The 26,894-nt window shown below is 72.4% G+C and carries 21 protein-coding genes; 5 read left to right on the top strand and 16 right to left on the bottom strand.

The genetic code is table 11. The annotated features are described in order from the left end of the window. Positions 1 to 117 precede the first annotated feature (117 nt). Positions 118 to 1,758 carry a right-handed parallel beta-helix repeat-containing protein gene (locus tag ACIP9D_RS19385; protein ID WP_350872775.1) on the top strand — a complete coding sequence of 547 codons (1,641 nt, stop codon included), beginning with the start codon at positions 118 to 120 and terminating at the stop codon, positions 1,756 to 1,758. 102 nt (positions 1,759 to 1,860) lie between these two features. On the opposite strand, the gene pulA is transcribed toward ACIP9D_RS19385, so the two are convergent. From pulA to ACIP9D_RS19360, 5 genes are all read right to left on the bottom strand, one after another. Then, positions 1,861 to 7,362, bottom strand: coding sequence for a pullulanase-type alpha-1,6-glucosidase (gene pulA / locus ACIP9D_RS19380; protein WP_350872773.1), 5,502 nt, complete (start codon positions 7,360 to 7,362; stop codon positions 1,861 to 1,863). 138 nt (positions 7,363 to 7,500) lie between these two features. After that, positions 7,501 to 8,187 (bottom strand): cellulose binding domain-containing protein, encoded by a 687-nt coding sequence (locus tag ACIP9D_RS19375; RefSeq protein ID WP_350872771.1) that lies wholly within the window; start codon positions 8,185 to 8,187, stop codon positions 7,501 to 7,503. A 59-nt stretch (positions 8,188 to 8,246) separates the two neighbouring features. Then, a complete protein-coding gene (locus tag ACIP9D_RS19370) occupies positions 8,247 to 8,864 on the bottom strand; it encodes a hypothetical protein (protein ID WP_350872769.1) in 618 nt (205 codons plus the stop codon). A 191-nt stretch (positions 8,865 to 9,055) separates the two neighbouring features. Beyond that, positions 9,056 to 9,445 carry a hypothetical protein gene (locus ACIP9D_RS19365; RefSeq protein WP_350872767.1) on the bottom strand — a complete coding sequence of 130 codons (390 nt, stop codon included), beginning with the start codon at positions 9,443 to 9,445 and terminating at the stop codon, positions 9,056 to 9,058. Between the two features lie 37 nt (positions 9,446 to 9,482). Further along, complete coding sequence (locus tag ACIP9D_RS19360; RefSeq protein WP_350872765.1) at positions 9,483 to 10,142, bottom strand: hypothetical protein; 660 nt, start codon at positions 10,140 to 10,142, stop codon at positions 9,483 to 9,485. Between the two features lie 19 nt (positions 10,143 to 10,161). On the opposite strand from ACIP9D_RS19360, the gene ACIP9D_RS19355 reads away from it, so the two are divergent. Continuing rightward, positions 10,162 to 10,344 carry a hypothetical protein gene (locus tag ACIP9D_RS19355; protein ID WP_350872967.1) on the top strand — a complete coding sequence of 61 codons (183 nt, stop codon included), beginning with the start codon at positions 10,162 to 10,164 and terminating at the stop codon, positions 10,342 to 10,344. Positions 10,345 to 10,364: 20 nt separating this feature from the next. Here the strand turns inward: ACIP9D_RS19355 and ACIP9D_RS19350 are convergent, their stop codons facing one another. Then, a complete protein-coding gene (locus tag ACIP9D_RS19350; RefSeq protein WP_350872764.1) occupies positions 10,365 to 12,035 on the bottom strand; it encodes a right-handed parallel beta-helix repeat-containing protein in 1,671 nt (556 codons plus the stop codon). Positions 12,036 to 12,149: 114 nt separating this feature from the next. Further along, positions 12,150 to 12,527, bottom strand: a complete 378-nt coding sequence (locus ACIP9D_RS19345; RefSeq protein WP_350872763.1) for an ArsC/Spx/MgsR family protein — start codon at positions 12,525 to 12,527, stop codon at positions 12,150 to 12,152. Positions 12,528 to 13,060: 533 nt separating this feature from the next. Between ACIP9D_RS19345 and ACIP9D_RS19340 the strand changes: the two genes are divergently transcribed. Next, entirely contained in the window at positions 13,061 to 13,723 is a 663-nt protein-coding gene (locus ACIP9D_RS19340; RefSeq protein WP_350872761.1) for a C39 family peptidase, read from the top strand. A gap of 136 nt (positions 13,724 to 13,859) precedes the next feature. Here the strand turns inward: ACIP9D_RS19340 and ACIP9D_RS19335 are convergent, their stop codons facing one another. Next, positions 13,860 to 14,507, bottom strand: coding sequence for a DedA family protein (locus ACIP9D_RS19335; protein ID WP_350872759.1), 648 nt, complete (start codon positions 14,505 to 14,507; stop codon positions 13,860 to 13,862). An 80-nt stretch (positions 14,508 to 14,587) separates the two neighbouring features. Continuing rightward, a complete protein-coding gene (locus ACIP9D_RS19330) occupies positions 14,588 to 14,944 on the bottom strand; it encodes a VOC family protein (RefSeq protein WP_350872758.1) in 357 nt (118 codons plus the stop codon). 158 nt (positions 14,945 to 15,102) lie between these two features. On the opposite strand from ACIP9D_RS19330, the gene ACIP9D_RS19325 reads away from it, so the two are divergent. Continuing rightward, the gene (locus ACIP9D_RS19325; RefSeq protein WP_350872756.1) at positions 15,103 to 17,958 is read left to right on the top strand and encodes an aconitate hydratase; all 2,856 of its coding nucleotides are present in this window, start codon (positions 15,103 to 15,105) and stop codon (positions 17,956 to 17,958) included. Between the two features lie 87 nt (positions 17,959 to 18,045). Here the strand turns inward: ACIP9D_RS19325 and ACIP9D_RS19320 are convergent, their stop codons facing one another. The 7 genes from ACIP9D_RS19320 to ACIP9D_RS19290 all read right to left on the bottom strand — a co-directional run bounded on the left by ACIP9D_RS19320 (position 18,046) and on the right by ACIP9D_RS19290 (position 26,192). After that, positions 18,046 to 18,648, bottom strand: coding sequence for an ATP/GTP-binding protein (locus tag ACIP9D_RS19320; protein WP_350872754.1), 603 nt, complete (start codon positions 18,646 to 18,648; stop codon positions 18,046 to 18,048). After that, positions 18,629 to 19,015, bottom strand: coding sequence for a DUF742 domain-containing protein (locus tag ACIP9D_RS19315; protein WP_350872753.1), 387 nt, complete (start codon positions 19,013 to 19,015; stop codon positions 18,629 to 18,631). The genes ACIP9D_RS19320 and ACIP9D_RS19315 overlap by 20 nt, the downstream gene beginning before the upstream one ends. Before the next feature lie 5 nt (positions 19,016 to 19,020). After that, the gene (locus ACIP9D_RS19310; RefSeq protein WP_350872751.1) at positions 19,021 to 19,443 is read right to left on the bottom strand and encodes a roadblock/LC7 domain-containing protein; all 423 of its coding nucleotides are present in this window, start codon (positions 19,441 to 19,443) and stop codon (positions 19,021 to 19,023) included. 94 nt (positions 19,444 to 19,537) lie between these two features. After that, on the bottom strand, positions 19,538 to 22,120 hold the full coding sequence (locus ACIP9D_RS19305; RefSeq protein WP_350872750.1) for a nitrate- and nitrite sensing domain-containing protein: 2,583 nt from the start codon (positions 22,118 to 22,120) through the stop codon (positions 19,538 to 19,540). A 99-nt stretch (positions 22,121 to 22,219) separates the two neighbouring features. Next, positions 22,220 to 23,938: a prenyltransferase/squalene oxidase repeat-containing protein gene (locus ACIP9D_RS19300; protein ID WP_350872747.1), complete on the bottom strand. Its 1,719-nt coding sequence runs from the start codon at positions 23,936 to 23,938 to the stop codon at positions 22,220 to 22,222. Then, the gene (locus ACIP9D_RS19295) at positions 23,935 to 24,858 is read right to left on the bottom strand and encodes a terpene synthase family protein (protein WP_350872744.1); all 924 of its coding nucleotides are present in this window, start codon (positions 24,856 to 24,858) and stop codon (positions 23,935 to 23,937) included. The genes ACIP9D_RS19300 and ACIP9D_RS19295 overlap by 4 nt, the downstream gene beginning before the upstream one ends. Next, the gene (locus ACIP9D_RS19290) at positions 24,855 to 26,192 is read right to left on the bottom strand and encodes a cytochrome P450 (protein ID WP_350872959.1); all 1,338 of its coding nucleotides are present in this window, start codon (positions 26,190 to 26,192) and stop codon (positions 24,855 to 24,857) included. The genes ACIP9D_RS19295 and ACIP9D_RS19290 overlap by 4 nt, the downstream gene beginning before the upstream one ends. Positions 26,193 to 26,633: 441 nt before the next feature. Here ACIP9D_RS19290 and ACIP9D_RS19285 point away from each other — a divergent pair, with 441 nt between their 5' ends. Further along, a complete protein-coding gene (locus ACIP9D_RS19285) occupies positions 26,634 to 26,882 on the top strand; it encodes a DUF2630 family protein (protein ID WP_350872742.1) in 249 nt (82 codons plus the stop codon). Positions 26,883 to 26,894: the final 12 nt, after the last annotated feature.

Raw genomic sequence — 26,894 nt, 5'->3', positions numbered from 1 at the left:
GAGACGAAGAACATTCTCATACGTTGGGTTTCGGGAGCTACAACCGATTTGTAGCAGGGGACGGCCGTCTGAGGCGGCGCGACCCTGTCTGGTACGAGGAGAGGGCAGAGAGCTCCGATGTCCAACTACCTAACCAACAATGAAGCCGCGGAGCCGGCTGCGGGGGCGAAGCGCCGCCGCAAGCTGTGGCTCGTCAGCGGCGTGGCCGGGTTGACCGGCGTGGTCAGCCTTGCCGCGGTCGGTGTCGCCACCGGCGCGGGCGCGGTCGGCGCCGACGGCCTGCGGTGGGCCACCGCCCAGGTCAGCCGGGACGGCGACCAGGGCGCGGACCGTGGCGACCAGGGCCGCGACCGGCACGACTACGACAAGGACCGCGACAAGGACCGCGACAAGGACAAGGACAAGAAGGACCACGACGACCGGGCGAAGGAGGTGCCCTGCGACACCGACAAGCTGATCCAGGCGATCGTCTTCGCCAACGACAACCACGGCGCGACGCTGAAGCTTGCGGACAAGTGCACCTACAACCTGACCCGGACCGACGAGTACGGCAACGGCCTGCCGGTGATCACGGAGGACATCACCCTCAAGGGTGACGACACCAAGATCGTCCGGGACGCCACCGCCGACTACTTCCGGATCCTCAACGTCGGCCCCGGCGGACACCTGACGCTCAAGGGCCTGACCATCAAGGGCGGCCAGACCCTCAACCGGTTGATGGCGCCGGAGCCGGCCGCGGTCTGGTCGGCGTACTCGACCTCGGTCGAGACGACGGCGGCGGCGACCAAGGCCGGCAAGGCCGTGGCCGTCGCACCGCGGACCGAGCTGAAGGCCGTGCCGAAGGCGACGCCGAAGGGCGGCGTCTCGACGCTGGTCGAGGAGCCGGGCTTCAACGACGGCGCCGGCATCCTGGTGCAGCCGGGCGGCACCGCCGACCTCGAGCACACCGAGGTCGTGCAGAACCAGTCCGGCGGCAACGGCGGCGGCGTGGCCAACTTCGGCACCACCAGGATCAGCAAGAGCACGGTGACCGAGAACACCGCCTTCTTCTTCGGCGGCGGCATCTTCAACGCCGGTGTGCTCAAGGTGTACGAGTCCAAGGTGAAGGACAACGAGGCCGGCATCGGCGGCGGTGGTATCGCCAACGGCGCCGCGGAGATCTTCACCGACGACGTCGACGGCGGCACGGTCTGGGTCGAGAAGACCGAGATCACCGGCAACAAGACGATCGGCTTCGGCGGCGGCATCCTCGACATCGAGGGCAACACCACCGTCAAGCACTCGACGATCAGCCACAACACCGCGCTGGTCGCCGGTGGCGGCATCGCCGCGGCCGAGAGCTCGCTGAACCTCTACGGCGTCAAGGTCGAGAGCAACAGCACCGTCGGCGTCGGCGGCGGCCTCGCGATCGCCTTCGACAGCCGGGCCACCATCGAGGACAGCTCGATCAAGGACAACGTCGCCGCCTTCTTCGGCGCCGGCCTGTTCAACGAGCGCAGCATCACCGTCCTGCGCAAGAGCGAGGTCGTCGGCAACCGCGCGGTCGGCCCGATCGGCATCGGCGGCGGCATCTTCAACGTCGCGGGCCAGGTCAACCTGGACAAGACGAAGGTGGCGCACAACTTCTCCACCCTGCCGCCGGGCGGCATCTTCACCACCAACTCCGGCGTGATCATCGACGACAAGTCGGCGGTCACCGCCAACCGGCCGACCAACTGCCTCGGCAGCCCGGCCACGCCGCCCAACTGCTTCGGCTGAGCGCCCTCGGGTGACGTACGGCCGCCACCGGCGGCACGACGGGTCGAGACAGGGACCGGCCCCCTTCCGCACCAGCGGGAGGGGGCCGGTCCGCGTTTCCGCTCAGCGCCGCACGAAGACCGCCACGCTCCGGGCCGGCACGGTGAACGTGCCGGTCGTCGCGTCGAACGAGGCGCTGCGCAGCACCGGGTCGGCCGACGCGCGCAGCACCGGGTGCAGCGACACGTCGGCACCGCGCAGCCCGGGCAGCCGCTGGGTCGCCGCGTCCGGGCTCGCGTTGAACACCACGGTGACCGATGACCAGTTCCGGTCCAGCCCGCGACCGTCCAGCGTCATGGTGAGCACGCCGGGCGTCTCGGCCGGGCCGGAGAGCGGGAACGCCACCCGCCGCTGCACCTGCTCGGCGGTGGCGAGCCCGAAGACCGGCGAGGAGGCGCGGACCTTGAGCAGCTCGGCGTAGCGGGCGTCGGTGGTGTCGATCGCCGCGCAGTCCGGCACCAGCGCCGGATCGGCCAGCAGCGGCTGCGCGTACGACCACTTGTCCTGGTTGTCCGCCGCCGGTGGCAGGCCGGCGCCGAACCCGTTGCCCTGGGCGCAGTCCCAGCGGATCTGGTTGAACCAGTCCCCCGAGTTGTACGAGTTGCGGTCCAGCGACTTCGACCGCAGCCGCTCGCTGCCGGCGGTGACGAACCCGGTGCCCTGGCCCAGCACGACGGTGCCCAACGCGAGCACCTGCATCCGGGACCGGTCGGCCGCCGGGGTGTCCTGCGGCAGCTTGTACGCCAGCGCGTCGTACAGGATCTCGTTGTCGTGCGCGTCGACGTAGGTGACCGCCTCTCCCGGCGCGGCGGTGTAGCCGGCGGGCGAGCCGTTGTAGTCGACCTGCGCCCCGGTGACCTGCGCGCCGGTGGAATCGGTGAACCGGTAGCCGCGCAGGTTCCCGGTCAACCCCACCTTGATCAGGTCGTGCTGGTGCAGCAGCCGGGCGCGTTGTTCCGCGGCGGTGCCGTTGACCGGGTCACCGTTCGGGTCGGTGAAGAGCCCGGACGCGAAGCCCTGGACCCGGGGGTTGGCATCGAACGGGCCGCCGCCGCGGACCGCGTCGCGGAGCCGATCGTTGAAGGTGCCCACCCCGGTGCCGGCCATGTTCGCCTGGGTGGCCTGCACGAACCGGGCGCCGTCGGCGACCTCGCCGAAGTTCCAGCCCTCTCCGTAGAGCAGGATCGACCGGCCGTCCACCCCGTCACGCGCCACGGTCAGCTCGTCGAGCGCCTTGCGCACGGCCAGGAGGTTCGCCTTCGGGTGGTGGCCCATCAGGTCGAACCGGAAGCCGTCCACCTTGTACGCCCGGGCCCAGGTGACCAGCGAGTCCACCACCAGCTTGCCCATCATGGCGTGTTCCGGGGCCGTGTTGGCGCAGCAGGTGGAGTTGGCCACCGCGCCGTCCTCCAGCAGCCGGTGGTAGTAGCCGGGCACGATCTGGTCGAGCACCGACTTCGGGTCGGTGCCGGCGGCGGAGGTGTGGTTGTAGACCACGTCCATCACCACCCGCAGGCCGGCGCCGTTGATCCCGGCGACCATCTGGCGGAACTCGGTGGTGCGCTTCGCCCCGGCCGGGTCGACGGCGTAACCGCCCTCCGGCACGGTGTAGTGCAGCGGGTCGTACCCCCAGTTGTAACCGTCGGTCTCGGCCACCGCCGCCACGCACTTCTGCTGCTCCTGCGAGTCGGGCGGCAGCGCGGCCAGGTCACAGGCGGGCTGGCGCTGGTCGGCCCGCCGCTCGGGGATGGTGGCGAAGTCGAACGCCGGCAGCAGGTGCAGGTGGGTCACCCCGGCCGCACCGAGCGCCTTCAGGTGCGTCATGCCGGCGGTCGCCGGGTCGGTGAAGGCGAGGAAGGTGCCGCGCCGCTCGGCCGGCACGGTGGTGTCGGCGATCGAGAAGTCCCGCACCGACAGCTCCGAGATCTGCGTCCGGCCCGGCGGCACGGCCGCCGGCTTGCGCAGCCTCGACCAGCCGGCCGGGGCGAGCGCCGGGTCGGTGAGGTCGACGAGCTGGCTGTGCGTGGAGTCGGGCGCGAGCGCCACCGAGTACGGGTCGGTCACCGAGGCGGTCACCAGTTTCTGGCTCGCCGGCTGCCAGGCCCGCACCTGGTACCGGTAGTACCGGCCGGTCCAGGCCCGGCTGCCGCGCACCGACCAGACGCCGGTGCGGTCGTCCCGGCTCATCGCCACGGTCTTTCCCTCGGCGGTGGGCGAGTCGAAGAGCTGGAGCGACACGTCCCGGGCGGTCGGCGCCCAGACGGACAGGGTGGGCACCCCACCGGCGAAGGTCGGCCCGAGGCGCGCCCGGGTGGCCCCGGCGTAGACGTCGTCGAGCACGCCGGGGATCTGCACGCCGGTGGCGGTGAGCAGGCTGCCGTCGGCGTCGCGCTCGGTCACCAGCAACTGCCCGCGCAGCGCCGCCGGCACCTTGGCCAGGTCGCCCCGCCCGAGGGTGAAGGCGCGGTACGCCCACAGGTGCGGGAAGGCCGTGCGCTGGTCCTCGGTCAGCCCGTTGCGCTGCGCGGCCAGCGGCAGGGTGGTGTACGTCCCGGCCAGCTCGCCGTCGACCACGCTCACCCCGCCGGCCGGCGCGGCCACCAGGGCGTACGTGCGTCCGTCGGTGGGTCCGCCGCGCCAGGCGACGGTGGAGCGGTCGATCCAGTGCGCCTGCTGTTTGCCGATGTCCAGATCCGCCCCGGCGCCGGTGGCGGTCGACGGCAGCAACCGGCCCGGGGTGGCCGCGAGCAACCAAACCTCCCGCCCGGCGCTGGCGAAGTCGAGCCGCTGGTCGTCCGGGAGATCCTTCTCGTCGCCCTTGTGGATGATGTAGTTCAGCCCGGTCGCGCCGGTCGCCAGCGGCACCCGGAAGACCGCGCCGAAGGCGTCGATGCTGGTCGGCTCCAGCGGGTCGGACCACTCGGTGGGGTTGGCGGCGCCGTCCCAGAGGTGCAGTCCCCAGCCGTCGTAGTTGCCGTCCGCCCGGCGGTAGTGGATCAGGGCGGTGCCCTCCTCCACCGCCGGGTCGGGCTCACCGGTGGCGGCCTGCCGGGTCGGGTAGGTCGCCGGGTCGCCCTGCTTGACCCAGACCTCGCCGGTCCGCGTCACGTCGATGCTCCGGTCGTTGCCGACGTCCTTGTTGCCGTCGGCGTCGACCACCAGGAAGCCCAACGACTTCGCGCCGGGCTTGAGCTTCACCCAGGCGAACCGGCCGTAGGAGTCCTCGCCGGCGAACGGCTGGCCCTTGGGCCACTCGGTGGCGTAGGCCGGGTCGATGTCGCCCCAGGCGTAGAGGCCCCAGTCGTCGTACCCGCCGGCGGGGCGCTGGTAGTGCACCACCGCCCAGTCCCGCGACGCGCCCTGTGCCGGCGTGCCAACGGTGGCGGTGGAGCGGGCGGTGGCGGTCCGGCCACGCGCGTCGCGGACCACCGCCTTGTACTCGATTCGGGTTCCGCCGGCCAGCCCGGTCAGGTCGTGGTGCACGGTGTACGGCGCGTGGTGCGCGCTGCCCAGCAGGGTCCACTCGCGGCCGGCGACCCGGGCGGCGACGGTGACGGTGGCCAGCGGGTCGCCGACGACCTGGGCGGTGACCGCGGCCCTGGTGGCGACCGGGGCGTCCGGCGCCGGGGCGGTGATGGTGATCGTGGGGGCGCCGGCGGGCGCCGCGATCGGTGTGCCGGCCCGGTGCACCACCGCGGCGAGGGGCGGCACCGTCAGGGTCAGCTTGCCGTCGGCCCCGGCGGTCGCGCTGCCGGAGCCTCCGTAGATGCCGGTGAAGGTGGCGCCGGGCGACCAGGTTTCCACCGTGACAGTCTGCGGGGTGTCGGCGTTGTTCACCGCGGCCACGTACTCGGTGCGCTCGCCGGACGCGATCCGGGAGAAGGCGAAGACGCCGGGGCCGTCGGCCGCGTAGCGGGTGACCTGGACGCCGTCGCGCAGCGCCGGGTGGGCCTGGCGCAGCGCGCCCAGCTCCGCGATGGTGCGGTAGAGCGGGTGCGCCGGGTCGAACTGGTCGCTGGCGTGGGTGCGGTCGGTGCCGAGCAGGTCGTCGTCGAGGTAGTCGGGCACCCGCGAGGCGAACATGTCCTGCCGGGCGTCCTTGTCCCCGCCCGGGCCGGTGAAGCCCTGCTCGTCACCGGAGTAGACCACCGGCTGGCCGCGGGTCAGGAACATCAACTGGTGGGCGAGCTGGTCGCGGCGCAGGTGGCTGGTCGGGTCGCTGCCGCCGCCGGCGATGAACGAGCCGATCCGGCCCATGTCGTGGTTGCCGAGGAAGGTGGTGAGCCGGTTCGCGTCGGTGTCCCGGGCGGCGTAGAGGTCGTCCCGGGCGTAGACGTCGGCGAGCGCCCGGGCCGAGCCGGCCCCGACGGTGTAGCCGCGGGCGGCCTCCTGGAAGGCGAAGTCGAGGGTGGCCGGCAGGCCGCCGCGCCGGACGTAGTCGGAGGTGATCTCCGGGTCGGCGCTGTAGACCTCGCCGAACATGAAGAAGTCCTTCTTGCCGGCGCGCTCGGCGGCCCGCTCGATGCCCTGGCTGAACTGCGGCCAGAAGTCGAGGTTGGCGTGCTTGACGGTGTCCAGCCGGAAGCCGTCCACGCCGGTCTCGGTCACCCAGTCGGCGTAGACCTTGGTCAGGCCACGGACCACCTCGGGGCGCTCGGTCCACAGGTCGTCGAGGCCGAAGAAGTCGCCGTACTCGCTGTTCTCGCCGGCGAAGGTGGAGTCACCGCGGTTGTGGTACATGGTCGGGTCGTTCAGCCACGCCGGGACCTTGACCTTGGCGTCCGCCGGGGTGGCGAACGTCGGGGTGTACGGGAAGGACGTCGCGTCGACCGCCGGGAACTTCCGGGTGCCGTCGGCGTAGTTGCGGTCCTCGAAGGCCCGTCCCTGCGCGTCCCGGTACGGCGAGGTGGCCTTGTCCACGTAGGAGTACTCGTCCTCGGCGTACTTGATCACGTCGGCGGTGTGGTTGACGATGACGTCCAGGTAGATCTTGATGCCGCGCTGGTGGGCGAGCCGGACCAGCCGCTTCAGGTCGGCGTTGGTGCCGAAGTGCGGGTCGACCTGGGTGAAGTCGGTGATCCAGTAACCGTGGTAGCCGGCGGAGACGTCGTCGCCGCTGCCCTGCACCGGACGGTTCTTGAACACCGGGGCGAGCCAGATGGCGGTGGTGCCCAGCCCCTGGATGTAGTCGAGCCGGTCCATCACGCCCTTGAGGTCGCCGCCGTGGTAGAAGCCCTTGTCCTTCGGGTCGAGGCCAGTGGACAACCGGTCACCGGTCAGCCCGCCGCGGTCGTTGCGCGGGTCGCCGTTGGCGAACCGGTCCGGCAGGACGAAGTAGAACTGCTCCGCCCGGGCGGTGTCGTCGCCCGCCTTGAGCAGGGTCTCGGCGGAGGGCTCGGAGCGCCACTGCGCCGCGCCGACGGCCGACACCCGCTGAGCGCCGGTCGAGCCGCCGGTCGCGTCGGCGCCGAGCTGGTGGACGGCGACCGGGGTACCGACGAGGGTGAGCGTGAGCAGGGAGACGAGGGCGAGCAGGGCCTTGCGCGGTATCGGCGGGGGTTTCATCGACGGCCTTCCTCTGGTCGCTGATTGGCCCGCACGCTAGCCCTTGCCGAAACATTCTGCAATACCTTGCAAACACCGTCGTAACACGACAGTGAGCTTGCGTAAGAGACCGACCGTCGGGTCCGCCGGGCCCCGGCTTCAGAGACCGGCGCAGCCCGCGTCGTTGACCGTGCACAGCACCGGGCGGGTGCTCGCCCGCTCCACATGGAACTGCAACCGCACCGAGGCCCCGGCCGCCACGTCGACCCCGCCGGTGTACGTGTAACCGCCGTCGTCCGTCGCGCGCAGCGTCCCCTGCGGCGCGCCCGCCACCCAGGCGGTGACCACCCGCCCGCCGGAGAAGGTCAGCCGCACCGTCCAGGCCCGAGCGGTCCCGGATGCGTTGGTGATCAGCACCGTGCCGATGAAGCCACCGTCGAACGCCTGGTCGACCTGGTAGCGGCCGGTCACCACGGGCGGGCTCGGCGGGGGCACGGACCCCCGTGGAGTCGCGGCGGCCGGCGGGGAGCCGGTCGGTGACCTCGACCCGGCTCGGCTCGTCGCGGCCGGTCCCGAGGGACGCGGCGAACGACTCGGCACCGTCACCGACCGCGTGACACTCGGGCTCGGGCTCGGGCTCGGGCCGGCGGTCGACGGCGCGGGCAGCGGCAGGGCCGGGTTCGGCCCCGGCGGCAGCTGCGCCGCCGGACTGCGGCCACGGTAGGCGCTCAGCGCGACGAGCAGCAGCACCACCATGACGACCACACCGGCGAAGACCACGATCCAGGGCGAGGACGCGATGGCCCTGCCGTGGGACGGTCGCGGGGCGCGACTGGTGCCGGACATGTCCCTCCCTCCGGGGGCCGCCCGCTCAGGCCAGCGAGCGCGGGCGGGTGGCCGACCGCTCAGGCGAGAGTGCAGGCGCTACCGTTCACCGTGCAACCGGTGAGTCCGTCGTCGCTGTCCCGGCGACTGAACTGCACCTCCAGCTCGATGCTCCCGCCGTCCTGGAGCGGATCGGTGCCGCGCAGCTCGTACCGGTTGTCGCCCCGGTAGATCAGCATCGGCCAACTGCCGCCGGAGACCCGAACGCCCCAGACCCGGCCGGTGAACGTGAACGACACCGTCCACTCCTCGGCGCGGCCGCTCTGGTTCTCGACCAGCAACTCCGCCTCGACGTCGTCGCGGTCGGCGTCCCGTACCCGGTAGGTGGCCGTCAGCGCCCCGGTGCCGACCAGCGGCTGCCCGGTCGCCGGACTGGACGGCGGAGGGGACGCGGGCGTCGTGGCGGGCGCGGAGCGGGTCGCCGAGCGGGACGGCCGGGCGCTGGCGGTGACCCGGCTCCGCGACGGGCTCGGCGACCCGGTGGCGGACGGGCTCGGCTCGGCCGGCGGGATCGGCAGCGCCAGCGGTGGCACGGAGGCGGCCACCGGCTTCGGCTCTCGGCCGCGGAAGGAGAGCGAGGCGACCAGCATGATCGTCGCCAGGGTCGCGACGCCGAGCAGGACCACGATCCACGGCACCGATGCCAACACCCTGGGCCCGTTCCCCGGTTCCGTTGCGCCGGCAGGCCGCACAGGCATCTGGTCCCCCCTCGTCTGCGCCGGTCCGCCAGCGTAGTCAGCCCGGGCCACGGCCGGAACAGCGGGCGGCGGGAACGGACCGACCGGCCGGTGCGGTACGGAAAACGGCCGCCCGGACGGCGACGCTCCGGTCAGCCGGTGCGCACCACGGCGCAGATGATGGGTCCGGCGTCGGTGGTGCGCAACAGGTAGCGGTAGTGCTCGCCGGGCACCCGCTCGCCTCGGCTGTCCAGGAACTCCCACTCCACCGCCACCATCGTGAGCAGTGCGGAAACCGGCGTCACGTCCTCGATGAGCGCGTGCGCGGCGATCAGCTCCCGCTCCTGGTAGTCGGGTGCGGCGCCGACGAACGAGAGCGCCACCGCGGCCAGCGAGGTGAACGAGAAGCTGTACGTGTCGGCGACCACCAGCCCGGGCAGGGCATAGCAGCCGGCGAGGGCGGGCAGGTCGCCACCGGTCAGCGCGACGCCGTACCGGTCGAAGAAGTCGGCCAGCGTGTCCAGGTCGGTGGAGGCTCTCACGGCGCAAGCAATTGCCGGTCGCCGAGCTGGCCAAACCTCAGCGCGGCGGAACGCGTACCTCGATCTCGGCCCCGAGCCGGGCCCCGGCGGCCAGGTCGAGGTCGTCGCCGCTCCAGAACCGGCCCGGGTCGTACCAGTTCGGACGGCGGCCGGCGGGCAGCAGGCCCATCGCCTCGTAGGTCACCGCCACCACCTCGGCGCAGTACGCCGTCTCCAGTGCGCGGTCGGGCACCGCCACCGCGGGCCGGGGCGCGGACCGGGTGGCCCGGGGCAGCTGCGGCACCCGGCCGCGCAGCCACCGCCAGGCGAGCTGGGCGGTCGACGGAAACGGCGTACCGTCCAGCCGCGCGATGGTGCGCAGCACCGCCTTCTCCATCTCCCCGTCGGCCGGCGGGTCGAGCTGGCGCACCCAGGCCCGCTGCCCGTAGCGGTTCGCCCACACACAGACCGCGTCCCGCAGGTCGTGCAGTTGGACACCGCGCTGGTGACTGCCGGACCACAGGTCGCGCAGGGACTTTCCCAGCTCGGCATGCCACATCAGCGGCGGCATGTCGTCCAGCACCACGGCCATGCCGACGTGGTTCACCGGGCTGTTGGTGGTCAGCTGGATGGCGCGGTCGGGCACGCTGCGCCCGCGGAACACCCACACGTCCCCGGTGCGGGTCAGCTCGACCGCCTCGTCCAGGCTGATGCTCATAAGCGTCTACCCTAAGCCGATGCGGCTTCGGATGCGGTGGTGGAAGGTACTCGGGCTCGCCGGCCTCGCCGGCGTGGCGGCGTCCGGTGTGGTCATTGCCCGGGCCGAACGGCGTCGTCGGGCGTACACCCCGGAGGAGATCCGGGCGCGGCTGCGCGACCGGCACGCGGAGGCGGCGGCGAACGGCGACGACGCCGGCTGAGGCCCCGCACTCGCCGGCGCTCAGTCCTCGTCGTGGTGGTTGCGGTCCCACCGCCCGCCGACCGGCGGGGTGTCGAGTCGGATCGGCCCCGCCGCGTTGCCGACGAAGTCGTTCTCCTCGATCCGACAGGACACGCAGCTGCCCTGCGCGGTGATCCAGAGACCGTAGGTCTGGGTCTGCTCGTCGCGGTGGTCCCAGATCCGGTTGCCGCGCACGGTGGCCGAGTCGACCGCGGCGTTGATCGTGATGCCGGCCCGGATCTGCGGCGGCTCCGGCAGCCGGTACTCCATCCCGGGGCCGGGGGTGTCCTCGTTCCAGGCGGTGCAGGCGTCCGGGCGGATCTCGGCCAGGGCCAGCTCGTTGTCGGTGTTGCTGGCCACCACCGCCGTCCGGGAGCCGACCCGCAGCACCTTGCCCCGGTGCCCGTCGACCGACCAGTGCGCCGACCGGTCCGTCATGGCCCGGTGGCCGTACCGGACCGACTCGCCCCCTCCGGACGCTGCCGGGGCGCACCGCCGGCCGTTGTTGCGGATGCGGTTGTTGACCACGATGGCGTCGGACATCGGCCGGTCGATCCGGATGCCGTCGAGTCCGTTGTCCCAGATCTCGTTGCTGTCGATGACGACGTCCGACGCGGCGCCCTGGTAGCCGTGGCCCAGGTCGTGCTCGTGGTACCCGTGGGCGCCGTTGCCGCTGATCCGGTTGCCCCGAACGGTGTACGGGCCCGGCGTGTTACCCATGCTGACTCCGTCGTGGACGTTGCGGTCGATGACGCAGTCGGTCAGCATCCCGCCCCGGCCGGCGATCCCGGCGGTGCCGTTGGCGGAGACGTCGAAGCCGGCCTCCAGGTTGCCGGTGAGGGTGCAGCCCGACACGATCAGGCCGTCGGCGCCCCAGTCCGAGATGCCGAAGCGGTTGGCCTGGCTGTGGCAGCCGATGATGCGGTAGCCGCGGGGCTGTGGCCAGTAGTCCTTCTGCAGTTCGAGGAAGATCCCGTTGGTGCCGTTCGCGACCGTGGTGCAGTTGGCGATGGTGAGCCGCTCGATCTCCCCCCAGCCGCCGATGCCGATGCCGATCCCGGCGCCGCCGATCTCCTCGCCGTTGTCCAGTCGGCCGCAGCCGACGACCACGCACCCCTCGATCAGGCTGTCCTGCAGGAAGTCGCAGCCGAGCCCGGTCGCCCCGGTGTGGTGGATGTAGAGGTTGCGGAACACGCCCCGCACGACGTACTGAAGGCCGAGGCCCTTGGCGAGGTAGCTGTACTCGGCCATCGCCACGCCCGAGCCGTCGATCTCGAAGTTGGCGAAGGTGCACTCGGCGATGTGCCGGTCCCGGTCCGCGCCGTGCTGGACGGTGGTCCAGTACGCCAGCGGCGTCGGGTCGGCCCGGTTGCCCGCGTTGCTCAGCAGGAACCGGGTGGCGTGGGGGCCCGCCCCGATCAGCGACACACCGCTGCGCCAGATGGTGCCGGCGTCCCGGATCGAGTAGATGCCCGGCGGGCAGTAGATGATCCGGGCGCGGCCGTCGGCGGCGTACCCGTCGCCGAGCCGGTCCACCAGGGCGGAGAGCGCCGGCTGGTCGTTGGTGACCCCGTCGCCCTGCAACCCGAAGTCGCGCGCGTCGCAGTACAGCGGCGCTCCGGCGACGGGCGTGGGCCGCTGCGCGACGCTCGGCAGGCCGTACTGCGACACGCGGCACTCCTCTCGCGCCTCGGATGGACCGCCGCGCGCATTCCCGCTCCCCCTGCCCGGAAACGCTCGGGTCCAGAGCACCGGAGGCGTCCGCCCGGCCGGCGCGCGTGCGGGTCAGTCGTGTTGCGCGCGGGACCGGTCGACCGCCGCGCGCAGCGCCTCCGGGGTACGACCGACCAACGCGCCGCCGTCGTCGAGGAGCAGGATGGGTCGCTGGATCAGCTCCGGGTGGGCGACCATCGCCTCGATCCAGCGCGACTCGCTCGCCTCGTTCCGGGGCCAGTCGACCATCCCCAGCTCGACCGCGGCCGGTTCCTGCGTCCGGCACTGCTCCCACGGCCGCGCCCCGAGCCGGCGCAACACCTCGGTCAGCTCCGCGACGGTGGGCGGCTGCTCCAGGTAGGCCCGTAGCCGGTACGGCACCCGCGCCTCGTCCAGGGTCGCCCGCGCACCCGCGCACTTGGAACAGGCCGGGTTGTTCCAGATCTCCATACCCGCATGGTGGCAGGGCGTCCAACCAGCCCCCGGTACGGGGCACCGCCGCCCTCCGTGGGGCGTGGAACACCCCGCACCCCGTCCCGGCACGGGTGTGGAGAGACGGCGCGGTCGGGCCCGATTGGGTTTGGTGTCCGGTTGACCGGATACCCGGCCGGGTGCGGTGTCCGGGTTCGGGGTGCGTGTCCCGTGGGCGGGGCCACCCCGGTGGCGGAATCATGGCCGGGCCCGGGTCGTTGAACATGACGTGCCGCGCGGCCTCGCCGCCGGCCCCGGGTTCAACCCCCGCCCGCCGGGAATGACCGCCGGCTCGGATCGGTTGAATCCCCGGTACCGCGCACCAGCGGGCCCCTGGCCGCCGGAATGGTTGGCCGGCCCGCACGGTTACATCCCCCCGGGACACCCCCCCGAGCAGGTCACCACGATCGCCGGGACCCCCGAAAACCCCCTTTCTTGCTTACGGGCACACCGCACCCCCTTATGCGCGTGGCCCGTGCACCTGACACCCCCGAGCAGAGGAGCACGCCATCATGCGTACCGATCTGATCCGCAAGACCGCACTGACCGCTGCTGGGCTCGCCTTCACCGGCGGCGCCATCGCCGGGCCGGTGACCACCGCCTTCGCCGCCCCGAGCACCGACAAGCCGAACACCACCGCCTCCCAGTCCGACCGCAAGCACGGTGAGCGGGAGCTGGGTGTGCGCTACGAGGCGCAGCCGAACTTCTACTACTGCGGCCCCGCCGCGACCCGTAACGCCCTGAGCGTGCAGGGCAAGAACATCAACGTTGACGACATGGCCAAGGAGATGGGCACCACCGAGGCCGGCACCAACTCCATCAACGACATCACCCCGGTGCTGAACAAGGAAACCGGTAAGGCCGACGCCTACCACAGCGTCGAAATCCGTAACCCCAACGCCGATGACAAGCAGACCGACACGCTGCGCGCCGACATCGTGCGCACCGTCGACGACGGCCGCGCCGTGGTCGCCAACATCGCCGGCACCAGCACCGACACCGACGGCACCACCCACTCCTTCGAGGGCGGGCACTACATCAGCGTCGTCGGCTACCGCGACGGCGGCCAGACGGTGAAGATCGCCGACTCCGCCGACCCGAACATGGCCTCCTACTGGATCAGCACCGAGCACCTCGCGGACTGGATCGCCACCCGCGGCTACTCCACCAGCTGACCCACAACCGAAGGGTCGACCCCAAGGGGTCGGCCCTTTCGGCATCTCCAGGGCCGAAGGCCGGCCCCGCAACGGGCCGGCCTTCTCGTCATCGGGACACAGGAACGCCGACCCGCCGGGGTCGGCCTTCGTCCTCTCAGCGGGTCCCGGTGGGGACAATCTCCTCGCGCTCCGGCGCCGCGTGCGCCCGCCGGGCCCGCCGCCGCAGCCACCAGGTGCTGCCGAGACCGGCGAGCACCGCCACGGCGAGGCCGACCCAGGAGAAGTCCTTGAGCCAGTGCTCGGCCACCCGGCCGAGGTGGAAGAGCAGGTACGTGGTGGCGAAGGCCCAGACCAACCCGCCGGTCGCGTTGGCGACCAGGAACCGGCGGTACGGCACGTGCAGGGCGCCGGCCAGCGGCCCGGCGAGGACGCGCAGCAGCGCGACGAACCGGCCGAAGAAGACCGCCCAGACCCCGTGCCGGGCGAAGGTGAGCTCGGCCCGGGCGAGCTGGTCCGGCCCGAGATGCCGGGGGAAGCGCCGGCCCAGCCGGGCGAGCAGTGGTCGACCGCCCCGGCGGCCGACGGTGTAGCCCAGCGAGTCGCCGACGATGGCGCCGAGCGCGGCGGCAGCGGCCACCCACTCCGGCTGGACGGCACCGGCCGCGGCCAGCAGTGCCGCGCTGACCAGGGTGATCTCGCCGGGCAGCGGCACGCCCATGCTCTCCACCCCGATCACCCCGGCCACCATCAGGTAGACCGCGACCGGTGGCAGCGTCACGAGCCAGTGTTGTACGTCGAGCACCCGCACCCCTCCCCGGTCCGGCCTCGAACCCTACCCGCGGCCGGCCGGCCCGGCGGGCGCCGACGGCCGCCCCCGGGACGTCAGTCGACCGGGGCGACGAACTCCAGGCGGTTGCCGTGCACGTCCTCGGTGTGGAACCTGCGCATCCCGGGCAGCTCCCCGTCTCCCCAGGTCACCGGCGCGCCGGCGGCGGCGAGGCGGGCGGCGAGCGCGTCCAGGTCGGGTCGGAGCAGCGCGGGGTGGGCCTTGCGGGCGGGCCGGAAGTCGTCCTCGACGCCGAGGTGCAGCTCGGCGCCGTACCCGGTGAACCAGCACCCGCCGCGGGCCGCGAGCGCCGGCGGTTTGGGCTTCTCGGTCATGCCGAGCAGGTCGACGTAGAACGCCCGGGACGCGTCCTCGGTGCCGCGCGGGCAGGCGAGCTGGACGTGATGGATCATGAAGGCGCCTCCTCGTACCGGACGATGGCACGAGGTTGCGCGAATAGCAAGACGGACGTACGGTTTTGTTGAGTACGGGACGCGGGTAAGTGTCGCCTAACCTCGGCGGCACCCGGACCGGTGCGACAGACTGCTCAGGACTACTCACGGTCGCTGGTGTGAAGGAGTACGACGTGGCGAGCCTCGACACCTTCGGTGCGAAGAGCCAGCTACGCGTCGGAGACGCGAGCTACGAGATTTTCAGGATCGACACGGTGGACGGTCACGACCGGCTGCCGTACAGCTTGAAGATCCTGCTGGAGAACCTGCTGCGGACCGAGGACGGCGCGAACATCACCGCCGACCACATCCGGCAGCTCGGCGCGTGGGAACCCACCGCCGACCCGAGCGTGGAGATCCAGTTCACCCCGGCGCGGGTGCTCATGCAGGACTTCACCGGCGTGCCGTGCGTGGTCGACCTGGCCACCATGCGCGAGGCCGTCCGCGACCTCGGCGGCGACGCCACCAAGGTCAACCCCCTCGCACCGGCCGAGCTGGTCATCGACCACTCGGTCATCGCCGACCTGTTCGGCCGCGAGGACGCCTTCCAGCGCAACGTCGAGCTGGAGTACGAGCGCAACAAGGAGCGCTACCAGTTCCTGCGCTGGGGCCAGACGGCGTTCAACGAGTTCAAGGTCGTCCCGCCGGGCACCGGCATCGTGCACCAGGTCAACATCGAGTACCTGGCCCGCACGATCATGGAGCGCAACGGCCAGGCGTACCCGGACACCGTGGTCGGCACCGACTCGCACACCACCATGGTCAACGGCCTCGGTGTGCTCGGCTGGGGCGTCGGCGGCATCGAGGCCGAGGCCGCCATGCTGGGCCAGCCGGTGAGCATGCTCATCCCGCGGGTCGTCGGCTTCAAGCTCTCCGGCGAGATGCCGGCCGGCACCACCGCCACCGACCTGGTGCTCACCATCACCGAGATGCTGCGCAAGCACGGCGTGGTCGGCAAGTTCGTCGAGTTCTACGGCCCCGGCGTGAGCGCCGTGCCGCTGGCCAACCGGGCCACCATCGGCAACATGTCGCCGGAGTACGGCTCCACCGTGGCGATCTTCCCGATCGACTCCGAGACCGTCCGCTACCTGGAGCTGACGGGCCGCGACCCGCAGCAGGTCGCGCTCGTCGAGGAGTACGCCAAGGCGCAGGGCCTCTGGCACGACCCGGCCGCCGAGCCGGACTACTCCGAGCGGCTGGAGCTCGACCTGAGCACCATCGAGCCGTCCCTGGCCGGCCCGAAGCGCCCGCAGGACCGGGTGCCGCTGGGCAGCGCCAAGACGCTGTTCCGCTCGGCGCTCAAGGACTACGTGGCCGCCGACGAGACCGGTGGCGACCGGGGCCGCGCCGCTGGCGTACCCCAGCAGGAGAAGCCGTACGGGGTCGTGGGCCACGCCGACGAGGCCAGCGCCGAGTCCTTCCCGGCCAGCGACTCGCCCGCCAACGGCGTCGACGACCCGGCCGACGCCCCGCGCGACCTGGAGACCGCGGCGGTCGGCGCGGGCGGACGGGCCACCAACCCGATCCGGGTCACCGGCGCGGACGGCACCGAGTTCGAGCTGGACCACGGCGCCGTCGTGATCGCCGCGATCACCTCCTGCACCAACACGTCCAACCCGCAGGTCATGATCGGCGCGGCCCTGCTGGCCCGCAACGCCGTGGAGCGGGGCCTGACCCGCAAGCCGTGGGTGAAGACCACCCTGGCCCCCGGGTCCAAGGTCGTCATGGACTACTACGAGCGCGCCGGCCTCACGCCCTACCTGGAGAAGCTCGGCTTCCACCTCGTCGGCTACGGCTGCACCACCTGCATCGGCAACTCCGGCCCGCTGCCGGAGGAGGTCTCCGCCGCGGTGAACGAGGCCGACCTCGCGGTCGTCTCGGTGCTCTCCGGCAACCGGAACTTCGAGGGCCGGATCAACCCGGACGTCAAGATGAACTACCTGGCGTCCCCGCCGCTGGTGGTCGCGTACGCGCTCGCCGGCACGATGGACATCGACCTGGCCAACGAGCCGATCGGCGAGGACAGCACCGGCCAGCCGGTCTTCCTGCGTGACCTCTGGCCGAGCACCGCCGAGATCCAGGACGTCATCGCCTCGGCGATCGGCGCCACCGGGTTCAGCTCCGCGTACGCCGACGTCTTCGCCGGCGACGAGCGCTGGCAGTCGCTGCCGACCCCGACCGGTGACACCTTCGCCTGGGCCGGCGACTCCACCTACGTGCGCAAGCCCCCGTACTTCGAGGGCATGGAGCGCACCCCGCAGGCCGTCGCCGACATCGCCGGCGCGCGGGTGCTGGCCAAGCTGGGCGACTCGGTGACCACCGACCACATCTCCCCGGCCGGCTCGATCAAGGCGGACTCCCCCGCCGGCAAGTACCTGGCCGAGCACGGCGTGGCGCGGCACGAGTTCAACTCGTACGGCTCCCGCCGGGGCAACCACGAGGTGATGATCCGGGGCACGTTCGCCAACATCCGGCTGCGCAACCAGCTGGTCCCCGGCGTCGAGGGCGGCTTCACGGTCAACCACCTGACCGGCGAGCAGACCTCGATCTACGACGCCTCGGTGGCCTACCAGGAGTCGGGCGTTCCGCTGGTGGTGCTGGCCGGCAAGGAGTACGGCTCCGGCTCGTCGCGGGACTGGGCGGCCAAGGGCACCATGCTGCTCGGCGTCAAGGCGGTCATCGCCGAGTCGTACGAGCGGATCCACCGCTCCAACCTGATCGGCATGGGCGTGCTGCCGTTGCAGTACCCGACCGACACCACCGCGGAGTCGCTCGGGCTGACCGGCACGGAGACCTTCACCATCACCGGGGTGACCGCGCTGAACGACGGCGAGACCCCGCGTACGGTCAAGGTCAGCACCGACACCGGCGTCGAGTTCGACGCGGTGGTCCGGATCGACACCCCGGGCGAGGCGGACTACTACCGGCACGGCGGCATCCTGCAGTACGTGCTGCGCCGGATGATCGCCAACTGACGTACCACCGAGAGGGCCCCTCCCGGTTCGCCGGGAGGGGCCTTCTTCGTGTACCCGTGCCGCGCCGTCGGTGGCGCGGCGGTGCGCTCACTCGGCCCGGCGGCGGGCGTCCCGGGTCTTCATCGCGTGCTCCATCAGGGTGATGAGCACCTCCTTGCTCGACTCCCGGTGCCGGGCGTCGCAGAGCAGCACCGGCACCCCCGGATCCAGGTTCAGCGCCGCCTGCACCTCGTCGAGTCGGAACTGGCGAGCCCCCTCGAAACAGTTCACCGCCACCACGAAGGGCGTGCCACGCCCCTCGAAGTAGTCGATGGAAGGGAAGCAGTCGGCCAGCCGCCGGGTGTCGGCGAGCACCACCGCGCCGATCGCGCCGAGCGCCAGCTCGTCCCAGACGAACCAGAAGCGGTCCTGCCCGGGCGTGCCGAAGAGGTAGAGCACGAGGTCGTCGCTGATCGTGATCCGACCGAAGTCCATCGCGACCGTCGTGGTGGACTTGCTCTCCACCCCGGACAGGTCGTCGATGCCGACGCCGGACTCGGTCAGCACCTCCTCGGTGCGCAACGGGCGCGTCTCACTGACCGCGCCGACCATGGTGGTCTTGCCCACGCCGAATCCGCCCGCGACCAGGATCTTGATCGCGGTGGGCAGTGGGGTCGCTCCCGGCGGCCGCTCAGAGTGCCCGTAGTCCATTGATTACCGCCTCGAAAACACTGTTGTCGGGAAGGCCGGCCGCGGTGTGCGGCTCACGGACCTGTACCAGGCTGCGAGCCGCCAGATCACCCAGCAGGACCCGGATGGTGCCCACCGGGAGATCCAGGTGGGCGGCGATCTCGGCGACGGACTGGATGCGCTGGCAGAGCCCGACGATCGCGACGTGCTCCGGCCCCAGGCCGATCTCCGCGCCGACGTCGGCGCGGGTCGCCGTGACCAGTGAGATCAGATCGAACGTGCCGGTGATCGGGCGGGCGCGGCCACGCGTGACCGCGTACGGACGCACCACCGGCCCGGCATGGTCGTCCACCCACTGATGCTCCGCGGACTCCCCCTGCACCGTCATCGCCGCTACTTCTCGCCGGTCGGCTGCTCGGCGGTCCGGGTCGGCGACGCGACGTACTTGCCGACCCGGGTGACCAGCATCGCCATCTCGTAGGCGATCAGCCCGACGTCGGCGTCCTCGCTGGCCAGCACCGCGAGGCAGGCGTTGCGCCCGGCCGCTGTGACGAAGAGGAACGAGGACTGCATCTCGATGATGGTCTGCTGTACCTGGCCACCACCGAACCGCTTGCCCGCTCCCCGGGCCAGACTCTGGATCCCGGCCGCCATGGCCGCCAGGTGCTCGCCGTCGTCCCGGCTCAGCCCCTGTGAGGAGGCCATCAACAGGCCGTCCGTCGAGAGCGCGACCGCATGCTCGGCCTGCTTCACCCGGCCGACCAGATCATCCAGCAACCACGTCAGGTCGGCACTCGATGCCGTCTTCTGGGCCACTCGTCGTCCTCTTCTCCCCCGGCGGATGTCGCCGTATTCGTCTGGGGCTGACCGTTCCGTCGCGAGCGGGATTCCTCCGCGTCGCCGGCACGGGTCAGGTCGCCTGCTGCTCGTCTGAGTCCGAACCGGACGCGGGTTCCGACGCCTCGCCAGCCCCGCCCAGCAGGCGGGCGGCGTCCGTCCGGCCCCGCCGGGTCCCGGTCTGGTACGAGCTCATCATCCGGCGCACCTGCTCCGGCGGCCGAATGGCGTCCTCGTCCTCCTCAGCGGCGTTCGCGGCGGGATCGTCACGCAGTTCCGGCACGATGTTCGCCTGACGGACCCGGACCGGCAGGCCAGAGTCGGTGCGGTCCTGCTCGGCCCGCTCCGGGAGCGGACCACCCTCGGCGCCGGCGTCCGTACCCGGCGCGGGAGCGTCCTGCACGCCCGGGCGGGGCAGCGCCATCGGCAGCCCGGTCGGGAACGTCGGCCCGTCCAACGCCGGCTGCTGGTCGGGCCCGCGCCGGGCCCGGGTCGGCAGACCCTGCTCGGCGGCCGGCGCGGTCCGGGCCCGGGTGGGCAGCCCGCCCGCGTCAGCGCCGCCGGCCTGCGCGACCGGCGACTCCGGTCCGCGTGCGACCGGCGACTCGGCCAGCGCCACCGGCGCCGCCGGGAATGCTGGGGGCTGCTCGACGCTGGCCGGCGCGGCGGACAGGGCCGGGGTGCCCCCGGTCGACGCGGCGGCACTCGGAGCGGCCGGGGCATCGCCCGCCGGGGCGGCCGGCGTACCGGCCGGGAACTCGGTGGAGGTCTCCGACTCGTCGCCGGCGTCGGTGACCAGCTCGATCGGGATCAGCACGACGGCCGTGGTGCCCCCGTACGCGGACTCCTTCAGCTGCACCCGGATGCCGTGCCGCTCGGTCAGCCGGCTCACCACGTAGAGGCCCAGCCGGGAGGCGTTGGCCAGGTTCAGCTCGGACTGGTCGACGATCCGGTGGTTCGCGGCGGTCAGGTCCTCCGGGCTCATCCCGAGGCCCCGGTCCTCGATCTCGATGGCGAACCCGTTGGCCACCATCTGACCGCGCACCTCGACGGTGGTGTTCGGCGGCGAGAACGACAGGCCGTTCTCGATCAGCTCGGCGAGCAGGTGGATCGCGTCACCGACGGCCCGGCCGGCGAGCGACACCCGCCCGAGCGGCAGCACGTTGACCCGGGTGTAGTCCTCGACCTCGGCGACCGCGCCCCGGACCACGTCGACCATCGGGACGTTGCGGCGCCAGGCCCGGCCGGGAGTGGAGCCGGAGAGCACGATCAGGTTCTCCGCGTTACGCCGCATCCGGGTGGCGAGGTGGTCGACCCGGAACAGGTCCTCCAGCTCCTCGGCGTCCTGCTCCCGCCGCTCCATGGCGTCCAGCAGGGTGAGCTGACGGTGCACCAGCGCCTGGGTGCGCCGGGCCAGGCTGAGGAAGACCTCGCGGACGTTGCGGCGCAGGTCGGCCTGCTCGACGGCGGTGCGGATCGCGGTCTCCTGGACCACGTTGAACGCCTTACCCACCTGGCCGATCTCGTCGGTACCGAACTCGAGCGGTGGCGCCTCCTTGGCCACGTCGACCTCTTCACCCTGCCCGAGCCGCTCCACCACCCGGGGCAGCCGCTCGTTGGCCAGCCGGAAGGCGGCCTCTCGCAGCCGTTCGAGCTGCTGGACCAGGGACCGGGCGGTGGTGATCGACACGATGATGGAGGCGATGACCGCGATCAGGCCGAGACCGGCGGCGAGCACCAGCCGGACGATGACGCCGATGGCCACCGGAGCGGCCCGTTCGACCACGTCGTCACCACCGGCGAGCACCACGTCGGCGATCTGGGTGAGCGCCGGCGCGCCGACCTCGTCCCACGAGTCGGCGCTGATCGGCGGGCGGGTGCCGTTGGCCTGCATGACCCGGTTCTCCAGGTCGGTCAGCTGGCGGAACGTCGCACCGTTCGACATCTCGGTGTAGCGCTGCTGGTCTGCGGTCGGCAGCCGGACCAGCGCCTGCTCGGCGGTGAACTGTCGGGCGCCGACGATCCGGGTGAACTGCGACTGTTCCGCGGGCGTGATGCGGCCGGCCGCGAGCACGCCGGCGAGCAGCGCGTCCTCCTGGGACAGCAGCTCGCGGGCCCGGTTCAGGCCGATCAGCGCGGCGGTGTCCTCGGCGACCTGCTCGTCGTCGAGGTTGCCCAGCGCGTCGTAGACCCGGTAGATCGATTCGATCAGCCCGGTGAACGCCGCGCCGGCCTCGGCCCGGTCGATGGTCTTGTCGTCGACCGCCTGCCGCGTCACCGAGAGCCGGTCGAGGCCGCCGATCAGGTCGGTGATCCGCCGGTCGAGGGTGCCGCTGCCCAGCGCGTCGACCTGCCAGCTGTCGACGGACTCCTTGAAGTCCGCGGCCAGCTCGTCGGTGCGGGGACGGATCTCGGCGAGCGCGGCCCGCTGCTCGTCGTCGGGGCGGCCAAGCAGGGTCAGCGACGTCCGGCGTTCCAGCTGCAACTGCAGGAGCAGCGGCTCGGTGGGGTTGAACACCTTGGTGTCCAACGCCTGCACACCGAGCAGGTTCATACCGTCCCGGATGGTGACCCAGGCGGTGAAGCCCCAGAGCGCCACCAGGGACGCGAGCAGCGCAACGACCTTCGTACGCAGATTCGAGCTGCGGGAACCCATTACACCGTCCCTGGCATGGCCTGAGTGATTCGTCAGTCAGTACCGCGTGCAGCCGCACGCATCGACCCCGGCGCACGCTAGCAGCGTCCGCTGTCTCACTCAAGCGCTCCTGATCATGGGCCCGTCGGACAGCGGTGCGGTCGCGTCCGGCCCCACGGCCACGGCCAGGTCCGATCTGGCCAGTGCCAGCTGCCACACGGCGACGACGGCCGCCCGCACGATCAGCACCGGGGCGTAGAGGTCCTTGTCGTGCCACAGTGGTGGGTGCGCGCGCCGAGGATCCGCGGCGGCCAGCTGCGCCAGCCCGCGGATCACCGCGTCCCGCACCCCCGGTCGCACCGGCCGGTCGGTGCCGAGCAGCACGTGCAACGCGTAGGCGCTCTCCTCCACCGTGCCGGCCCAGCGTCCCCACGACCCGTCCGGTCGCTGGGTGGCGACGACCCAGTCGACGGCCCGGTCCACCGCCTCGCCGGCGACCGTGGCGGGCGCGTGACCGTCCAGCGCCAGCACGGCGCAACAGGTGGCGTAGTACGGCGAGGCGTGCCACCGGTCGGTCCAGCTGCCGTCGGGCTGCTGCTGCTCGCGCAGCCACTCCGCCAGCGCGGCCACCCGGTCGCGGTAACGCTCGACCCCCGGTGCGGTGTGCTCGGCGTGCCAGCCCAGCGCCTCCAGCACGTGCGCGTTGGTGGTGACCGAGCGCCCGTCCTCCCCCTGCCAGGTGCAGAAGTGACTGCCCAGGTCGTAGCGGAGCAGGCTGGCCGGATCGACGGGGCGGCCGAGCAGGGCGAGCGCGTACAGGGCGGCCGAGGTGGTGTCCGCGTCGGCCGGCAGTCCGGGCCCGGTCGCGGCGCCCTCCGGGCCGAGCGCGTCGGCCAGCTCGGCGATCAGGCGGGGCGTCGGCCGTACCGGCACCCCGGCACGGGCCAGGCTGCTCAACGTCCAGGCGCGCTCGAAGACCGTGACCGGAGTGCAGCAGGGCACCGGGCCGTCGTGCTGGCGGACCGCGTCCTCGAGATAGGACAGCACCTCGGGATCGGCGCTCGCCGGATCGTCGAGCCACGCCGCGGTCGCCGCGGGAGAGGCGCCGACCGCGCCGGCCACCGGCACCACGTCCGGCCGGCCCCGGGCCGCCGGCCCGAGCACCTCGAAGGCGTGCAGCAGCTTCTGCGGTACCGGCCGGCCGGTCGCCAGCAGGGCGCCCAGCGCGGCGAAGCGTCGCCGGTCCACGGCGCTCGGCAGCGCCGCGCCGGACCCGTCGCCGCCCGGCCGGGCGCCGAGGCGGTCGAGGTGGGCGTTGATCCGGTCGGTCAGCGCCGGCACGATCAGATCGGCGGCCGGCGTGTCCGGAAGCTCCAGCGGGCCGTCGGCGAGCCAGCTCCGCAGCGCCGTCAGCCCCCGCCCGGCGGCCGCCAGCAACTCGCCCCGCGCCGGCCCGTCCGCCGCGTGCGCCGTCCGCTGTGCCGCCTCGGGGGGCGTCGCCGGCGACGACCCGCTTGTCGTCGCGGCCGGTGGATCGGTCGGGTCACCGCCGGCGGGCAGCGCGCTGGCGAGCAGCGCCTCCACCGCGCTCAGGGTCGGCACGAGCGCATAGCCGCCCGCCGCGCCCCAGCCGCCGTCGGGTCGTTGGCTGCCGAGCAGGTAGCGCAGCCGCCGGTCGTGCCCGGCGAGCCAGGGCGCGTCGCTGACCACCCGTCCGGTCTCGTACACCGAGGGGGTGACGCGGCCGGCTGGTTCGAGCGCCATGGCGGCCAACAGCTCGCGGGTCGCCCCGGCCACCTCCGGCCGTCCCCAGCCGCGCGGGGTCGGTGAACCGGTCACAGCGCTCCCCAGAAATCGGTCGACCGGTAGAAGCCGCTGCTGAAGCCGATCTGCCGGGCCAGGTAGTCGGCCTGCACCGGGCAGGTCTCGCGTAGCGGGGTGAGCAGCTCCCGGGCCTGCGCCACCAGCGTGCCGATCCGCTGCGGCACCTCGTCCCGGTCGGCCACCAGCAGCAGCGCGTTCAGGTCCCCCCAGCGCAGGTCCCGCTCGTAGGTGCCCAGGTCGTTCACCAGCCGCAGGATCCGCTGGACCACCCCGCTCGCCTCGATGAGCCGGTCGAGGTGGGCAAGCGTCACCGGGTCGCCGGCGTGGATCCAGTGCACGACGTTGACCACCGTGCAGGCCAGGTTGTCCGCGTTGTCGAGGTACGCCTCGAGGTCGGGCAGGGCCCCCGGCGCGCCGTCGGCGCCGCTGGTCTGCTTCCAGTCCCACTCCCGCGCCATGGCATCGAGCACCCGGCCCAGCTCCGCGCGCCACACCGCCCGGTACCGCTCGAACGCGGGCGTGGCGGCCAGGTCGTCGCGCAGCTCCGCCAGGAAGCGGCCGAGCGGGTCGTCCGGCGCGGGCGTCGCTCCGTCCGCCACCGCGAGACAGCGCTCGGTGAGGAGGTCGATCTCCTCCCGGGACTTGGCCACGTAGTCGACCTGCCAGTCGACGGCGAAGCCCCACAGCACCGCCCGGTTGGTGATGCGCAGCGCGGCCTCGTCGCACCACGGGGCACCGAAGGCGATGGCCATCGCCACGTTGCCGAAGAGCGCCGGGTCGAACGGCCGCGGCGGAAAGAGATCCGGATACCCGGCGGCGCACTGCTGGAGGTCCCGCTGGCCCTTGGCGGCGAGGGCGCTGATCCGACCCTGTTCCGCGGCGGCCAGCAGCTGTTCCTCGATCGGGTCCGGGGTGGGGTGCTGCACCGGCGTCATGCGGCGACGCTCCGCGCCGGCCGCAGGGTCAGCTCCACCCGCTCCCGTGGCCGGAGGGCGGCCGCGACCTTGATGCCGGGCACGGTCGGCTGCTGGAGGCGGAACCGGTACCGGCTGAGCACGGTGGCCACGATCAGCGTCGCCTCCAGGTAGAACAGGTGCATGCCGAGGCACTGGTGCGGTCCGCCGCCGAAGGGGAAGTGGGCGTAGCGGTGCCGTTTACGCGTCAGTTCCGGGGCGAACCGGTCCGGGTCGAACTCTTCGGGCCGGTCCCAGAACATCGACATCCGGTGCGTGATCAGCGGGCTGACCACGAGCGTGGCGCCGGCCTCGATCTTCACCCCGCCGATGACGTCCGCCTCGATCGCCTGGCGCGGGAAGAGCCAGCCGATCGGGTACAGCCGGAGCAGCTCGTCGAGGACCTGCCGGGTGTAGCGCAGCTCCTTGAGGTGCTCGCGGCGCACCGGCGCGTCGCCGACCACCTCGTCCAGCTCCGCGTAGAGCCGCTCGGCGACGTGCGGGGCGCGTTCGAGGTGCGGCCAGAGCCAGGTCAGCACGCTGATCGTGGTCTCGGTGGTGGTCGCCACCATGGCCACGGTGTCGTTGCGGACCTGCTGCTCGTCCAGCCGGCCGCCGTCCTCGGTGCGACCACGCCAGAGGGTGGAGATGATGTCGTCGCCGTCGGTCTCCGCGGTCTCCCGTGCCCGGCGGACGATCGGCAGCAGCAGCTCGTCGATGAGCTGCACGGCGTTGCGGAACGCCCGGTCACCGGGCATCGGCATGGCCAGCGGCGCCCAGGGCATGGCGATGCGCGGCATCACCGACCACGCGATCGCGTCCTGCGCCTCCATGATCCGCATCGCGTCCGGGACCGAGATCTTGTCCGCGAAGAAGACCCGCATGATCGCCGAGCAGACGATCCGGGCCTGCTCGGTGCCCATGTCGACCGGCTGGCCGGCGCGGGCCGGGGTCTCCAACTCGTCGACCGCGTCGTCGATCGCCTCGGCCAGCCGGTCGATCATCCCGTCGATCCGGCGGGCGGTGAAGAGCGGCTGCAGGATCTGCCGGCTGTTCGACCAGTGCTCGCCGTCGCTGAGGATGCCCTCGCCGAACAGTCGCTTCAACGGCCGCCACTGCAACCCGTCGCCGGCCCGTACGTAGTTCGCGGACCGTTCGCGCAGGACGCGCTGCAGATGCTCGGGGTGGGTGACCAGGTACGGTCGGAACGATCCGAGGTTCAGTCGTACCACCTCGCCGCCGGAGCGCTCACCGAACTCGACCAGGGCACGGGACGGTTCACGGAGGAGGCCGGGCACCACGTGGCGCAGGGGTATCGCGCCTGCTCGTCTGGTGCGGACCGGCGTCGGGTCTGACGCTGCCACCTGCGGTGGTCCCCTTTCGGGCAACGGAACGTGTCGGGTTGGGTGTCCGGAGTGACCGTTCCGCCGAGCATGCCATTGCCGCGTCAAATTTCTCTAGCTGCCCAACGAGAAATTCTCACACCGCAAATCTCGCAACCTCCACAAGGGATGCGGATGGCTCCGGCGGGCCGTGGAAATCCCGCAGGTGGAGCCACCGACCACCGGCCGCGGCCATCGACCGGCCTCGGCACGGACATCGACCCGCGTCGAGTCCCGTCAACGGGACTCGGGGCCGGTAGCCGTCACAACCCGTGCGGCCGACGGCGGCGAGCCGAACAGGGCCGCACGAGTGCCGGCGCGGCCGGCCGGGGGGGAATCCGGGCGCGCCCGAGTGCCCTGTGCCAGGCTCTTGTCATGGACGACAAGACAATCCTGAACCGGATCTCCGAGCTGGTCGATGAGGAGCACCGGTTGCGCTCGGCCGCGCAGGCCCACGAGCAGGGCACCGACGACGAGGCCCGGGACCGGCTGCGCGCGCTGGAGGAGTCCCTCGACCAGTGCTGGGACCTGCTGCGCCGCCGGCGGGCCGCCCGCTCCACCCACGGCGACCCGGACGCCCAGGGCATCCGCCCCAAGCCGGAGGTCGAGCGCTACCTGCAGTGACCCGAGCGGGGG

Source organism: Micromonospora sp. NPDC093243, from assembly GCF_044753725.1.
GTDB lineage: Bacteria > Actinomycetota > Actinomycetes > Mycobacteriales > Micromonosporaceae > Micromonospora.
Note: the sequence above shows the minus strand (reverse complement) of the source record. Positions and strands in the feature narration are given on the sequence as shown.

What these genes read in the sequence shown, in the direction of transcription:
- ACIP9D_RS19295 (WP_350872744.1), bottom strand. Translation starts at nt 24,858, where the DNA reads ATGACGCCGGTGCAGCACCCCACCCCGGACCCGATCGAGGAACAGCTG.
- ACIP9D_RS19340 (WP_350872761.1), top strand. Translation starts at nt 13,061, where the DNA reads ATGCGTACCGATCTGATCCGCAAGACCGCACTGACCGCTGCTGGGCTC.
- ACIP9D_RS19360 (WP_350872765.1), bottom strand. Translation starts at nt 10,142, where the DNA reads ATGAGCATCAGCCTGGACGAGGCGGTCGAGCTGACCCGCACCGGGGAC.
- pulA (WP_350872773.1), bottom strand. Translation starts at nt 7,362, where the DNA reads ATGAAACCCCCGCCGATACCGCGCAAGGCCCTGCTCGCCCTCGTCTCC.
- ACIP9D_RS19320 (WP_350872754.1), bottom strand. Translation starts at nt 18,648, where the DNA reads ATGGACTACGGGCACTCTGAGCGGCCGCCGGGAGCGACCCCACTGCCC.
- ACIP9D_RS19385 (WP_350872775.1), top strand. Translation starts at nt 118, where the DNA reads ATGTCCAACTACCTAACCAACAATGAAGCCGCGGAGCCGGCTGCGGGG.
- ACIP9D_RS19285 (WP_350872742.1), top strand. Translation starts at nt 26,634, where the DNA reads ATGGACGACAAGACAATCCTGAACCGGATCTCCGAGCTGGTCGATGAG.
- ACIP9D_RS19330 (WP_350872758.1), bottom strand. Translation starts at nt 14,944, where the DNA reads ATGATCCATCACGTCCAGCTCGCCTGCCCGCGCGGCACCGAGGACGCG.
- ACIP9D_RS19305 (WP_350872750.1), bottom strand. Translation starts at nt 22,120, where the DNA reads ATGGGTTCCCGCAGCTCGAATCTGCGTACGAAGGTCGTTGCGCTGCTC.
- ACIP9D_RS19355 (WP_350872967.1), top strand. Translation starts at nt 10,162, where the DNA reads ATGCGGCTTCGGATGCGGTGGTGGAAGGTACTCGGGCTCGCCGGCCTC.
- ACIP9D_RS19375 (WP_350872771.1), bottom strand. Translation starts at nt 8,187, where the DNA reads ATGTCCGGCACCAGTCGCGCCCCGCGACCGTCCCACGGCAGGGCCATC.
- ACIP9D_RS19345 (WP_350872763.1), bottom strand. Translation starts at nt 12,527, where the DNA reads ATGGAGATCTGGAACAACCCGGCCTGTTCCAAGTGCGCGGGTGCGCGG.
- ACIP9D_RS19315 (WP_350872753.1), bottom strand. Translation starts at nt 19,015, where the DNA reads ATGACGGTGCAGGGGGAGTCCGCGGAGCATCAGTGGGTGGACGACCAT.